Here is a 12,485-nt window from a genome sequence, read left to right on the forward strand (position 1 = left end):
GTTAGGGAGCGTGGCTGGGAGATAGCGCTCTAAACATACGCAACTTCCTAAAGGTCATCAGCTATAATATATCAAATAACCAGTCTAACCACCATAAAGAAGACGGTGAACCAGCTTTAATGGGGAAAACATTAATATTTCAATCTCGCAACCGATTGTTATGCCAGTATCGTCGGCTGAGCGTGGTATGCTTGAGCAGATCTTTGATGACGTTTTAACCGATTCCACACTGAAGACAGCGCTAACGGTAGCCCATAAGATGGTTGGACAAGGTATTATCGACAAAGAAGACGTAAGGTCTTTTATAGTTGGTTTCCTCTCAGGCGCTTTTCTAACCGAAGGTAGTAGGTTGGCGACCACTCCTGAGAAGCTGGTAGAGATCGCCGACGAATGCGCTAACATACTTCTAAGGCGTGCTTGGGAGATAAGAGACCGCATACTCGATATCGAGTGAAAAACCTTGCCTAGTTGGGATATCCACGAGAAGTGGGCGAGGAAGATGGGCTTAAGCGATGAAGTAGTATCGTGGATAAACCGATTCATCGATGATCAAAAGCACCACGATGTAGGCCGTGGGAAGAGCAAAGCGATACGAGACATCGTGAAGAACTTCGCAAGAATGTATGGTGGGGAAGAAGCAGTATTTGCTCTCGAGCTACACCACATACTAGACTACATCTGTAGTAGAATGGATCCTAGAAGGGTTACGAAGGAAGAAGCATTCGCTATAATAGCCCAAGAAACGAGAGGATTTCCATTACACCAGAGAATGGAGATTATGAGAGAACTTAGAGGAGTTATGAGAGAGGCATCTAAAACCGCGGCGAGGGTACCAAGGAACATAATCATCAACGACCTCAACAAGTTTATGGAAAGGCAGGAGATCAGCGATAAGGTAAAGTGCTTCGTAGTTGAAAACCTTCACGAGATATTAGAAGATCTCTCCACCTATTGTGGAGGTGGAGATTCCGCTTAGGGTTTAGGTATACAAAAATGGGTTGAGGGGAGAACGGTGGCTCTTCACCTTATCTCAGCGCTCGTAGAAGTTTATGTCGAATCCGGCTGTCTCAACAACAGTCCCTGAAACAACATTCCTCTCCTTACCCGCTACGTCGATGTAAACGTGGTAATAGATCGCCCTCCCCGCTGGAACAGTAGGTTTGTCGTCGAGAAGCTCCACACTCTCCGTCTTCGTAACCTGATAAGGCTCCTTCTCAACATATGTTTCCGCTCTCTTCTATCTTAGCAAGTTGTAACTCAGAGTCGTTTTGAATATTATGCTTAAGTTTAAAATAGTAGTGAACTCTCATTATTTCACCCCCTTGCGATAATATTCTATCAGCCTTTTGACTATGTCATCGTATGTCTCGTTCTTTTTGCCTAACTCTTCAAGCATCTTTTTGGTTTGTTGTTTCAGTTTAATAGTCGTTGTACCCTTAGTGGACATCGGATAATATACTCCGTATACTTGGTATATAAACCTTATTCACATCAAAGATCGTACTAGTATACGCAAACCTATCTTACCCCTCTCTTAGCTTTTGTATACCTAAACCAACGCAGGATGTAGAGATTGCTGAAGAGTATGCTAAGCGGCTGTCTTTCTTATGAGTATCCTACCTGATGGCAGCACCGTCTGAACATCCCATCCTTCAGCAAGGTAGTGCTCAAGCTCATCTTCGCTAATAATCTTCTTCGGGTCGCTGTCTACTGATCTTAGCTTCTTTATCTCGTTTTGGATTGCTTCTATTTCCTCTTCAGATGTAGGATCTCTTCCAAGCTTTTTCTGTTTTTCAACTCTGACCTTCATCGGGTCTATCCCGAACGATACGGCTAACCTCCTCAGGACTTCGAGTACCGTGCTCTTTTTGAGCTCTTCGATATCCTCCGCCCGTGATAGGGTTAAGTAGGGTTCGGCCTTCCGCCACTCTTCAACGAGTTGAGGTTCGGTTGGTCTGAAGTAGTTTACATCAAGACCTGTAACTTGTCCCATCCAAAGGCTTATCACGGTCCTTGAGACACCAGCTCTCTCGAGCTGCGTCCTATAGAACTTCCTGAGGGAGTGTAGGTGGAGCTGATACCCTAAGCCGCTGCTATCTCGCATATCAAGCCCGACCTTTTTCAGCGCTACGTACCAATATTGCTGAGCGTGTGTCTTCCGAAGCGGTTTTGAAGCGTCCCCACGTCTGGGCCAGAGCCAGGCTGTTGGAGGCTCAACCATAAGCCTACTCCCAAGGTAAGCCTTTAAGGTCTCGACACACTCTTTTGTTAAGTAAACCCTTCTTAGGACCCCGCTTTTGGCGGTTCTAACATCAACATAAGGAGGATCGTCATCTAGCTGCAGATCTCCAAGCCTCAGCTGTAAGCATTCACCAATCCTCATGCCGGTTGACGCAAGCATAAGGAACAGAGCCCTATTCCTCGCCCCAACAACGGCAAGTATCCTTCTAAGTTCATCAACCGTCGGAGCCCTATCTATCTTAACGATTCGGTTAACTGGTAGAGGGACCCTGTATCTGATAAGCTCAGACTTTACATCCGCTCCAGCCATCCTCAACATTCTTAGAAGCAGCGAAAGGTAAAATCGAACGCTCTTAGGCGCTAAACCTTCTTCCTGAAGTGAACGCACAAACCTACGCAAAAGATCGTACACATCGATCCTCCCGCTTATAATACCAGCGAACGTTTCGTCAGCTTTAACACCGCTCACAGATTCCAAAACTCGCAACGCTTTCCTAACAGCGTAACTCCTCCTCTCCCCACTCGATGAGACAACTTCGATTATTGAACCTAAATCCATATAACCGTCCACCACCTTAGCCATCATCGGCTCATAGGGTACAATCCACGACCTAATAAGCTTAGCTGAGCACCGGCGGGCCCGTAGCTCAGCATGGACAGAGCATCGGCCCTCTATTCGCCGAAGAGAGGTCAGCCGGGGGTCGCGAGTTCAAATCTCGCCGGGCCCGCCACTCTTATGTGCATCTGTTTAGGGTTTGTAGATTATTATGCCTGTGTTATCTAATGTGTGTAGCCCGACTTTTTCAGCCTCCTTTTTGAAGTCTTTCGATGCGAGCTTCTTTAGGAATAGTTTGAGTAGGGGCTTTCTGAGCCTCCTTTCCTCTACAACGAAGTCGAAGTGTTCTTGCGTTACAGGTATGAAGTCCAAGCCATATTTTTGAGCGGCATACTTTACTCCGAAGCCCGCATCAGCCTTCCCTTCTGCTACAGCCTTAGCGACTTCAGCGTGCGTATGGACTTCAACCGAATACCCCTTTATCCTCTTCACCACTTCATTGAACTTCAGCCCCCTCTTCTCAACAGCTTTCCTCAGAAGCATGTCTTGAAGAGCCCTTGTACCGGAGCCAAGCGTTCGGTTTACCATCCTCACATCTCGCCTCAGCAGATCCTGAATATCTTGGATATTCTTGGGATTACCTTTGGCTACTATGAGCCCGATCTCCCTAAGGTAGCCTCTTATTAGGGCGGCTCTGTCCGCTATCCAATATCTGCGCAGGAAGGGCGTGTTGTATTCCCCACTTTCTTCATCAAGCAGATGTATACCAGCAACATCAGCTTCGCCAAGCATTATCGCACTCAACCCACCCGAAGAGCCTACTCTTACGATCTCATATGTGAAACTCCTCTCCCTCCTCATCAACCCAACCAAAATTTCCAAGCCTACGCAATCACTTCCGATGATCGTAAACTCCGGTAGCTCTAAGGTTCTGCGGATAACTCCTTTACGCTCTGCTTCGGCTGGAGCACCCTCTACGCTCCCTCTGACCTTCTTCTCTAACTCATAGTATTCGTTTAAGAGGTTTAAACCCGCCCCGGTTAGACGGGCTCCGCCGCCGAATTCACCGCCTTTTCTAGCCTCCACAATTGGTTCGCCAAGAACCCTCTTCATATTATCAACAAGGTTCCAAGCGTGCGCATAAGATACACCAACAGCCTTCGACGCAGCCATAAACGAGCCTAGCTTCTGAATACCATCCAGTATCTTGGCTTCATAAGAACCTATCACGCGCTTACCATCCACCTCAAGCCACACTTCAAAGCGGGGAGTAAAGCGGCTCATCACCTTATTGAGGCACGATATACTTATAAGTATATTGCAGCCGATATATCCAGACAGATATAACGTTGCAAAACAAAATTTGGGTAATGGTAGTAGCGGCTATTTTGACTGCATCCATAGTTTTCTCCACCACAAACCCAACTTCAACAACCCGTTCAAGACTTGTTATAGCGACAACAACAAGTACAGTAGATAGTGGTCTTCTAGATTATCTTAAGCCATATTTTGATAAGCGGTTTGATGCAGATATGACTTGGCTCTATCTAGGCACAGGCCAAGCAATAGCTGTAGCATCAAGAGGGGATGCTGACATACTCCTCGTGCACGACAGAGAGAAGGAGGACGCGTTTTTAGCTTCTGGAAACGGTACCCACCGCGCCACAGTAATGTATAACGATTTTGTGATCATCGGACCTGCGAACGATCCAGCCAACATAAGAGGAGCTGGCGGGGCTGTAGAAGCCTTCAAGAGGATAGCGGAAGCTGGTGGATCAGGTAAGACGCTCTTTGTCTCAAGGGGAGATAACTCTGGCACCCACGCCCTAGAGATGAAGATCTGGTCTGCAGCAGGCCTAGACCCCAGAGAAAGAGGGTGGTATATGGAGGCTGGACAAGGAATGAGTTCAACCATACGCATAAGCAGCGAGAAGCAAGCCTACACGCTCAGCGACCGGGGCACTTGGGTTAAGCTGAAGAGCGCTTTAGGCGAGGCGCTTAGACTTCAGATACTTTTCGAGGGCGATAAGATGCTACTCAACCCCTATGGGCTAATCCTTCTGAACCCGGTGAAGTATCCGAAGATTAACTCGGAGCTCGCTGAAAAGTTCTTCCTATTTATGGTGTCGAAAGAGGGGCAGAGGCTGATTGAGAGCTATAGGGTTGCGGGTGAGCAGATCTTCTTCCCAGCCTTCGGTAAAGCAGAAGATATCGGGCTACCGTCAGAGGAGGAAGAGGTTCGCTACTGGATCAAGAGGCTTTTTGAGAACGGTCTGGAGCCACCACCGTGGGTAAAGCAGAGGTAGAAAAGAAAGGAGGTGCCAACCATTTGGCTGGTTGGGAAGAGGTCTTCTACGGGCTGGTGAAGGCGGTTGAACTCATATTCTCAGGCGACCCAGATGTAGTCCAAATAACAATACTTTCCCTAAGGGTCTCAGGTCTAGCGACACTGATGGGTGGGGCGCTCGGAATACCACTAGGCGCTTTAGTCGCGCTCAGAACCTTTAGGGGTAAGACACTTGTCGTAAGCGTGATAAACACGCTTATGGGGCTGCCGCCTGTCCTGGTTGGGCTCGTCTACTATATCCTACTTTCAAGCACAGGCCCCCTAGGTTTCCTAAGGCTACTCTACACACCCGAAGCCATGATTCTTGCTCAACTAACGATGGTCCTACCGATAGCTGCTGGTGTAACGATATCTTCGGTCTCAACCATAGACCCCAAGCTAAGGGAGGTAGCGGTATCACTTGGAGCAAATCCGCTACAGGAAACGGCGATACTCCTGTGGGAGGCTAGGGTAGGTCTGCTCACAGCCCTTGTGGTTGGTTTTGGTGCCGCTATCTCCGAGGTAGGTGCGATCATGATAGTGGGTGGAAATCTGCTCGGCTACACAAGAGCCTTAACCACGGCGATAGTCCTCTTAACGAACCAAGGTGAATTTGTGGAGGCTATAGCGCTTGGGATAATACTCTTAACCCTAGCGTTCTTGGTCAACGCCATCCTAACCCTCCTTCAAATGAGGAGCAGATCAAGCCTATTCGCACAGATATACACCAGAGAACCTCGGCTCAAATGGTGAAGTAAGTTGAGTCTTTTGGAGGTGGTGAACGTCTATAAACTCTTTGGTGGTCGACAGGTATTGAAAAATATCTGCTTGGATGTTAGGAGGGGCGAGATACTTTCGATTATAGGGCCGAGCGGCGCAGGTAAGACTACACTACTCAAACTGATGAATCTGCTTCTCCACCCAGATAGGGGTAAGATCTTCTTCGACGGCGTTGATACGGATGTTGATGAGAAGCGGAGGAGGCTCTTAAGGAGGGAGATGGGTATGGTCTTCCAACATCCAGCCCTCTTCGACACCACCGTATTCAACAACGTCGCTCTAGGTTTGAGGATAAGGAGCTACCCCGCTGAAGAGATTAGGAAGAGGGTTGATGATGCGCTAAGTTACGTTGGGCTTAGAGGCTTCGCAAAAAGAAAGGCTTCCTCGCTTTCAGCGGGTGAGGCTCAGCGCGTCTCCTTAGCGAGGGCACTGGTGTTAGAGCCAAAGTTGCTCCTTTTAGATGAACCAACAGCCAACTTAGATCCGGCAAATGTGCTGCAGATCGAGGAAACCGTTAGGAGAGTAAACTTAGAGAAGGGGGTTACGGTGGTCATCGCTACACATAATCTGCTTCAGGCGAAGCGGCTATCTGATAGAGTTGCTTTTCTTTGGATGGGGGAGTTGGTTGAAGTCGGGGAAACTAGAGAGGTCTTTGAGAACCCGAGGAGTGAGAGGACAGCGCTCTATCTCAGCGGGAAGGTGGTCTATTAGTTTCATAAACACTTTTATAGTTTGTTTAACGTAAATCATGTTAAGAGCTGAGAAAAATGGTTGAAGAAAAACCTGTAGCAGCGTTTACTCTTTCACTCATCGGCTTAGCCCTTCAAGTGGTTGGAGTGATATTTCTCGCATCTATCTTCGCTTATCCACGCAACCCCACGTGGGGATGGTCTGGTATGATGATGCCTTGGATGATGTGGGGCTGGTGGTCTGTTGCACCCTTTTGGTATGCTGTTTTAACGGTTCTTTCGGCTATAGTCATAGTTCTCGGCGCAGTAGGGGTTCTGTGGATGAACACAGCAGATCCGGGGCGTGTTAGAGAGGGTGCTACCTTCGTGTTGATCGCTTCTATAATCGCATTCCCAACAATGTTCGGCTTCGTAATAGGCTCGCTACTTATGTTCATCGGAGGGCTCTTAGGATTAACTTGGCGCCCCTAAAGGATGTTGCTGTAGAATGCGATCAACAACTTTGATAATCTTGCTTTCCGTTGTTGCGCTTACATCTACCTTAGCCCTCATTATACCACTGTCTCCTATGCAAGCACCATATACAACACCGATTTGGCATCCGATGATGCGGGGGATGATGAATTCTTACCTTGGCGGTAGCCCCATCTCACATGAGAGAGCTGTCGAGATCGCTGAAGCTTACTTAAGATCACTAAACAACCCAGATTTCACAATAGGTGAGTTTGAGGAATATTCTAACAACTTCTATCTTTCTATAGTTGAGAAGAGCAGCGGTATAGGCGCAATCGAGCTCATAATAGACAGGTATAGTGGCGTCATCCACCCCGAGCCACAGAGCATGATGTGGAACACAAAATACGGGATGATGGCTAGACTAAGTGGTGAGCAGAGGGTAACAGAAGCAGAGGCTATTAAGATCGCAAAAGAGTTTCTAAAAGCCACCTATCCAAACACTGAGGTTAGTGAAGTTGTAGCATACTACGGATACTACACCTTGATGACTACCTCAAATGGTGAGCATTATGGTATGCTGAGTGTAAACGGTTACTCGGGCGCGGTATGGTACCATATGTGGCACGGCCCCTTTATCTCAGAAGTTGAGCTACCATAATATATGGCTCAATATGGCAAAAATAGGTAACTAGGCAATCATATATTTAGCTTGCGACTTCCATATATAGTAGCTGGTAGAACCCTGGGATGATGGCTATGGTCTCCTCTAAGACGCTTGTCGCTGGTGTAATAGTCGCTATTCTGGTGGTTGCAGTAGGAGGCTATGTTACGCTTTCACAAACTTCTCAGCCAACTACAGTTACAACTACTCAACCACATACAACAACCACTACAATAACAACCACCGCAACAGCCACCACCCCAGCAACAAAGAAGATTTCGATAGCTGGTGCTGGGGCTACGTTCCCCTATCCGCTGATATCAACGATGGTGGTTGAATACAACAAGATCAGACCAGAGGTGCAGATAAGTTACCAATCTATCGGAAGCGGCGGAGGGATAAGGCAGCACACCGAGAAGACTGTCGACTTCGGCGCCTCAGACGCTCCTCTTAACGAGAAGCAAAGAGAAGCCGCACCAAACACCCTCCACATACCGATCACGATAGGCTCTGTAGTTGTAGCATACAACCTACCGGGCTTCACAAAAGGATTAAAGCTAACGGGCGAAGTGGTAGCAGACATATTCCTAGGGAAGATCACTAAGTGGAACGACCCAGCCATACAGACCCTCAACCCCGATCTAAACCTACCCAACAAAGACATCCTTGTTGCGCATAGATCAGATGGCTCAGGCACAACCTTCGTATTCACAGGATACTTAAGTATCGTAAGCGAGGAGTGGAAGACCAGAGTTGGACAAGGCACGGCTGTTCAGTGGCCCACAGGGTTGGGTGCCGCTGGGAACGAAGGTGTAGCGGCTGTGATACGAGGCACCGAATACACAATCGGCTATGTTGAGTTAGCCTACGCCCTCCAGAACAAGATGAGCTACGCCTACCTAAAAAATAGAGAGGGGAGGTTCATAGAACCCTCCCTTGAAACCACAGCAGCCGCCGCAGCAGCAGTAGCACCAACCCTACCAAAAGGAGACGAAAGCTGGTACCACGTGAAGCTATTGAACGCTCCAGGCGCAGACTCCTACCCTATCGCGAGCTTCAGCTACCTCCTAGTCTATAAAGAACTCACGACCATACCTACGATGACTAAGGAAAAAGCTCAAGCACTCTTGGAGTTCCTATGGTGGGCTACACATGAGGGGCAAAAGTATGCACCAGCCCTACAATACGTACCACTACCACAGGAAGTAATCGCCATAAACGAAGCAACAATAAAGATGATAACATACAACGGAGAGCCTCTGTTAAAGTAGAGGCTCCCTCCCCCGTGATTTTTGGTGTCTAGAGTTGAAGAAGAAAATACTGTTTGTTTGTGTGGAGAATGCTGGGCGAAGCCAGATGGCTGAAGCCTTCGCTAGAAAATATGGCGGCAACGAGGTCGAGGTTTGCAGCGCTGGAACAATGCCAGCATCTTCGGTGCACCCTGAGGTGATTGAGGTTATGAAGGAGAAGGGGTTCGATCTATCGGGCAAGAAGCCTCAGACGCTCGACTTGAAGATGTTGGAGGCAGCGGATATAGTGATAACTATGGGGTGTAGCGTAGAAGGATTATGCCCAGCCCACCTAATTAGAAACATCGTCGATTGGAAGCTCGAAGACCCTAAAGGGAAGCCGATAGAGAAGGTTAGGGAGATCAGGGACGAAGTGGAGAAAAAGGTCTTGAAGCTGCTAGAGCAGATAAAACGCGGGAAGTTGACACATTAAAAATCCTATTAAATCGATGCCTCTGCAACCCTCATACAATACAATGCGTACGCATCCTCCCTACTCAAGCAGCCCTTACATATACAATTCTGCGAAACGAGTAGCCTGTCGCAGATGCTTGAGTATTCGCAGGCGCTACAGCCAGCATTAGAGCCACAGATGAAGCATTTTACCGCATACACTATAGGCTCCTTGAGCGTCTGTGAGAGGAGTGTAGCGAGCTGGTATAGGTCTGTTTGCGGTATTGTTCTGAAGACACGCTTCTGCCTATCATACTCCAACCTAACATCTCGCATCAGCTTTCTGAAGACATCCTCCCCCACTCTGGGCAGATGAAACGGTTCGCCTAACAGTATCTCCAATCTAAACCCCCTATTTGCTGAATCTGGACATCTCCTTATTTAAGACCCTCAACTCAGACTCATCGTAGGTAAAGCCCCTAAGTATGCGCTGCACCTCCACCTTGTCCAAAAGGCTCAGCAGCCGCGCCAAGTAAGGTAGGTACACAACCAAGGCTTCTGTAGAGGATGTGTGCAGAAGATTACCGAGCTTACGCCCTATCGAGCGCAGCACACGCGCATCGTTCCAGATCCTCAACTGAACGCTCCACGGGTACACATCTTGGCTGAAGCGGACCACACCTCTCGGTGTTGAATCGAAGATCAAGTAGGCGAGCATAGAGTGGAAGTATCTTAGCTGCCTCCACTCCTGAGTCCTCTTGATCCTAGCAGCCAACTCATCAGCAGCTGATAGAGCCTCTAGAGCCCTGAGAAGGGTTTGCGAATCGAGCTTGCTGTTAACTAGGCTGGAGAAGATCGTGCGGATCTTCTCTACGATGTCTGTGTCACAAGCCTCTAGAGCACGCCTCGCCTCATCTCTATCGTTTGAGTTAAAGAGCGTGTTCAAAGCATCTCGCAGACTCACCATCTTATCTCGTGTAACCTCTACCACCTCGCTGCTGGGCGAAGCCAGAACTGCTTGTAGACTATTCAGCGCAGCCCTCATATCTCCACCAGCCTTCTCAACCAGCCTCCGTAGGGTCTCTGGGGTGATTCTAAGCCCTTCCTTCTTCACCAGATTCTGTAGGTAGAGGTAGATGAGGCGTGGTGGGACTCTTTTAAAGGCGAAGATCTCGCATTTGGGTAGGAGTTTTCTAATCCTCTCGTCATCCTCAACATTGGCAGCTAAGACGACGGGTAGGTTACTCTCCTCGATAAAGGTTTGAATGAACTCAAGCCCGCCATAATCCTGTCTAGCGTAGAGCCCGTCAACCTCATCTAAGAAGACCAGTAGGCGCTCACCTAAGACACTTACGCTGTGTGTGGATGGGAGTAGGGCTGATGAAAGCCGCTCCTTCGTCCTCACATCGCTCGCATTAAACTCCAGCACCACGAAACCGAGGGTTTCGGCAGCAGCATAAACCAGTGTAGTCTTACCCGTACCCGGAGGACCAACAAGTAACGCGGGTTTAGAGCCCTTCTTCCAATTCTTAAGCCAGTTTAAGAAACCTATCCTACTCTCCTCATTACCCACCATCATAGAAGGATTCTTCGGCCTAAACCGCTCAGCGTACACATCCGCTCACCACCTGAAGTAGCCTCCTACCATAAAAGCGATTAGACCGAGCAGCATCCCAAGCAGCGCTACACGCTTAACCAGATAAGCGCTATCAGCAGAAGAGTCCCTTAAGATCTTTACCGTCAGCGCAACAAATATACAGATCGGTACTGAAACTAATACACCATAAACTAACCCCACTATTCTGAGCATGAGTGGTAGTAAGCTGGTCAGGATCGCTAGGATAAAGAAGGTAGAGCTTACTTTAGCAGCCACTTTAGCTCCCCACACCCTCGCCACAGACTTGACATCTCTAATCTCGTCTCCCTTAACATCACAGATTGTTTTAACGACTTCACGCCCCAACCCAGCAAGAAACGATGTTAAGGCGAGGAAGTAGATCAAGGGCTCGTCTGCCGCCCCTATAGCGACTGCGCCGTAGATATATGGTATGGCTACCGAAGCCGAAACAAGCATGTTTCCAAGCAGACCATACCTCTTAACCCTATAGTTATAGAGCCAAGCGATCAAGGCAAACAAAGCAGCAATGAGGAGGGTTAACCAGCCTAAAAGGGTAGAGGTAGCGAGCCCTAAAACGAGAAGAGTTACAGCAGCAACCTCAGCCTCCCTAATAGATACACTCCCTTTAACAAGAGGTCTGCTGGGGTTGTTGACCCTATCCACATCTATATCGTATCTATCGTTTATAATCATAGAGTAGCTTGATATGAAGAAGCCCGTTAGGAAGCCCAGCACCACACTCGAATAACTCATCTTGGAGAAGCCTGAGACGACCATCCCAACTATGACCGCAAAGCCCACCATAGTAGAGTTAAGGGGGCGCATCATCGTGATTAATCCGCTTAGGGTCAAGGCTTCCTGAACCTCATCTTCGAAACCTTATAGTAGATTACCTCGCCTCTTCGCTCTATCACCGCTATCACAGGCTCCTTACCCATCTCCAAGATCTTATCTACAGCCTTAGAGAAACCCCTAATCCCCTTCTTGCTACCTTCGTTGAGGCTGAACACAAGGTATTTAGCGGGTTTAGATAAGTGCTCACCTCTCTCATAAACCCTAAAGTCTACACCGAAGCCGAACCCATCCTTTACAACATAACCTCTGCTTCTAAGGTCACGATACACTATGAAGCGTGTCCAAGCATCAGGATCCCTCCTCAAGGCGTAATCAACCATCTCGTTAAACGTGAGACACCTATCTCCACTTGAGACAACCAGCTTCTTTATATACATCAAATATAGAGCCTCAAAATCCTTTAAGAGGAGAGAACCATCCTCCTTAACACCAAACCCTTTACTGGCGAGCTCCGCTACCGCATCAGCGTCCTCAACCACAACACCCTTCTCTGTTAGCTTAGCAGAAAACTCTTTCTCAGACTCTTCAGACATCCACACATCTACCTAGCCGTTCCTAGCAGTTTCAAAGCAAATAGGCTTAAAATACTCTTTGGTTACTTGTAAAGAGATGTAGCGAACA

The 12,485-nt window shown here is 48.1% G+C and carries 17 protein-coding genes and 1 tRNA gene; 10 read left to right on the top strand and 8 right to left on the bottom strand.

The annotated features are described in order from the left end of the window. Nucleotides 1-160: 160 nt before the first annotated feature. Nucleotides 161-454: a hypothetical protein gene (locus HA494_06345; protein ID NHV97389.1), complete on the top strand. Its 294-nt coding sequence runs from the start codon at nucleotides 161-163 to the stop codon at nucleotides 452-454. A 6-nt stretch (nucleotides 455-460) separates the two neighbouring features. Next, the gene (locus HA494_06350; protein NHV97390.1) at nucleotides 461-976 is read left to right on the top strand and encodes a hypothetical protein; all 516 of its coding nucleotides are present in this window, start codon (nucleotides 461-463) and stop codon (nucleotides 974-976) included. A gap of 54 nt (nucleotides 977-1,030) precedes the next feature. Here HA494_06350 and HA494_06355 read toward each other — a convergent pair whose 3' ends face one another. The 3 genes from HA494_06355 to HA494_06365 form a co-directional block, all read right to left on the bottom strand. Continuing rightward, nucleotides 1,031-1,180, bottom strand: a complete 150-nt coding sequence (locus HA494_06355; GenBank protein ID NHV97391.1) for a hypothetical protein — start codon at nucleotides 1,178-1,180, stop codon at nucleotides 1,031-1,033. A gap of 129 nt (nucleotides 1,181-1,309) precedes the next feature. Beyond that, on the bottom strand, nucleotides 1,310-1,447 hold the full coding sequence (locus HA494_06360) for a hypothetical protein (GenBank protein NHV97392.1): 138 nt from the start codon (nucleotides 1,445-1,447) through the stop codon (nucleotides 1,310-1,312). Between the two features lie 141 nt (nucleotides 1,448-1,588). Beyond that, a complete protein-coding gene (locus tag HA494_06365; protein NHV97393.1) occupies nucleotides 1,589-2,824 on the bottom strand; it encodes a tyrosine-type recombinase/integrase in 1,236 nt (411 codons plus the stop codon). Nucleotides 2,825-2,877: 53 nt separating this feature from the next. On the opposite strand from HA494_06365, the gene HA494_06370 reads away from it, so the two are divergent. Then, nucleotides 2,878-2,972, top strand: a tRNA-Arg gene (locus tag HA494_06370). 17 nt (nucleotides 2,973-2,989) lie between these two features. Here the strand turns inward: HA494_06370 and HA494_06375 are convergent. Then, a complete protein-coding gene (locus HA494_06375; GenBank protein ID NHV97394.1) occupies nucleotides 2,990-4,081 on the bottom strand; it encodes a LysR family transcriptional regulator in 1,092 nt (363 codons plus the stop codon). A 65-nt stretch (nucleotides 4,082-4,146) separates the two neighbouring features. Between HA494_06375 and HA494_06380 the strand changes: the two genes are divergently transcribed. The 7 genes from HA494_06380 to HA494_06410 all read left to right on the top strand — a co-directional run bounded on the left by HA494_06380 (nucleotide 4,147) and on the right by HA494_06410 (nucleotide 9,431). After that, on the top strand, nucleotides 4,147-5,103 hold the full coding sequence (locus HA494_06380; GenBank protein NHV97395.1) for a tungsten ABC transporter substrate-binding protein: 957 nt from the start codon (nucleotides 4,147-4,149) through the stop codon (nucleotides 5,101-5,103). A gap of 23 nt (nucleotides 5,104-5,126) precedes the next feature. Continuing rightward, nucleotides 5,127-5,876: an ABC transporter permease subunit gene (locus tag HA494_06385; GenBank protein NHV97396.1), complete on the top strand. Its 750-nt coding sequence runs from the start codon at nucleotides 5,127-5,129 to the stop codon at nucleotides 5,874-5,876. Between the two features lie 6 nt (nucleotides 5,877-5,882). Next, on the top strand, nucleotides 5,883-6,614 hold the full coding sequence (locus HA494_06390; protein NHV97397.1) for a phosphate ABC transporter ATP-binding protein: 732 nt from the start codon (nucleotides 5,883-5,885) through the stop codon (nucleotides 6,612-6,614). A 56-nt stretch (nucleotides 6,615-6,670) separates the two neighbouring features. Continuing rightward, complete coding sequence (locus HA494_06395; protein ID NHV97398.1) at nucleotides 6,671-7,063, top strand: hypothetical protein; 393 nt, start codon at nucleotides 6,671-6,673, stop codon at nucleotides 7,061-7,063. Nucleotides 7,064-7,160: 97 nt separating this feature from the next. Beyond that, nucleotides 7,161-7,706: a peptidase M4 gene (locus tag HA494_06400; protein ID NHV97399.1), complete on the top strand. Its 546-nt coding sequence runs from the start codon at nucleotides 7,161-7,163 to the stop codon at nucleotides 7,704-7,706. A gap of 92 nt (nucleotides 7,707-7,798) precedes the next feature. After that, nucleotides 7,799-8,980 carry a phosphate ABC transporter substrate-binding protein PstS gene (gene pstS, locus HA494_06405; protein NHV97400.1) on the top strand — a complete coding sequence of 394 codons (1,182 nt, stop codon included), beginning with the start codon at nucleotides 7,799-7,801 and terminating at the stop codon, nucleotides 8,978-8,980. Between the two features lie 34 nt (nucleotides 8,981-9,014). Further along, nucleotides 9,015-9,431, top strand: coding sequence for an arsenate reductase ArsC (locus HA494_06410; protein NHV97401.1), 417 nt, complete (start codon nucleotides 9,015-9,017; stop codon nucleotides 9,429-9,431). An 8-nt stretch (nucleotides 9,432-9,439) separates the two neighbouring features. Here the strand turns inward: HA494_06410 and HA494_06415 are convergent, their stop codons facing one another. From HA494_06415 to endA, 4 genes are read right to left on the bottom strand one after another with little or no spacing between them, the layout of a single operon-like run. Next, on the bottom strand, nucleotides 9,440-9,793 hold the full coding sequence (locus HA494_06415; GenBank protein ID NHV97402.1) for a hypothetical protein: 354 nt from the start codon (nucleotides 9,791-9,793) through the stop codon (nucleotides 9,440-9,442). A gap of 10 nt (nucleotides 9,794-9,803) precedes the next feature. After that, complete coding sequence (locus HA494_06420; GenBank protein NHV97403.1) at nucleotides 9,804-11,006, bottom strand: AAA family ATPase; 1,203 nt, start codon at nucleotides 11,004-11,006, stop codon at nucleotides 9,804-9,806. A gap of 6 nt (nucleotides 11,007-11,012) precedes the next feature. Next, the gene (gene ubiA / locus HA494_06425; protein ID NHV97404.1) at nucleotides 11,013-11,861 is read right to left on the bottom strand and encodes a UbiA family prenyltransferase; all 849 of its coding nucleotides are present in this window, start codon (nucleotides 11,859-11,861) and stop codon (nucleotides 11,013-11,015) included. Next, on the bottom strand, nucleotides 11,858-12,397 hold the full coding sequence (endA, locus tag HA494_06430; protein ID NHV97405.1) for a tRNA-intron lyase: 540 nt from the start codon (nucleotides 12,395-12,397) through the stop codon (nucleotides 11,858-11,860). Before endA ends, ubiA begins: the two co-directional genes overlap by 4 nt. Between the last annotated feature and the right edge of the window lie 88 nt (nucleotides 12,398-12,485).

This window comes from Nitrososphaerota archaeon, assembly GCA_011605775.1.
GTDB lineage: Archaea > Thermoproteota > Nitrososphaeria > Nitrososphaerales > JAAOZN01 > JAAOZN01.

Excerpts from the sequence above, each read along its gene's own strand:
- HA494_06345 (NHV97389.1), top strand. The coding sequence starts at position 161 with ATGCCAGTATCGTCGGCTGAGCGTGGTATGCTTGAGCAGATCTTTGAT.
- HA494_06360 (NHV97392.1), bottom strand. The coding sequence starts at position 1,447 with ATGTCCACTAAGGGTACAACGACTATTAAACTGAAACAACAAACCAAA.
- HA494_06365 (NHV97393.1), bottom strand. The coding sequence starts at position 2,824 with ATGGCTAAGGTGGTGGACGGTTATATGGATTTAGGTTCAATAATCGAA.
- HA494_06375 (NHV97394.1), bottom strand. The coding sequence starts at position 4,081 with ATGAGCCGCTTTACTCCCCGCTTTGAAGTGTGGCTTGAGGTGGATGGT.
- HA494_06395 (NHV97398.1), top strand. The coding sequence starts at position 6,671 with ATGGTTGAAGAAAAACCTGTAGCAGCGTTTACTCTTTCACTCATCGGC.
- HA494_06400 (NHV97399.1), top strand. The coding sequence starts at position 7,161 with ATGCAAGCACCATATACAACACCGATTTGGCATCCGATGATGCGGGGG.
- pstS (NHV97400.1), top strand. The coding sequence starts at position 7,799 with ATGGCTATGGTCTCCTCTAAGACGCTTGTCGCTGGTGTAATAGTCGCT.
- endA (NHV97405.1), bottom strand. The coding sequence starts at position 12,397 with ATGTCTGAAGAGTCTGAGAAAGAGTTTTCTGCTAAGCTAACAGAGAAG.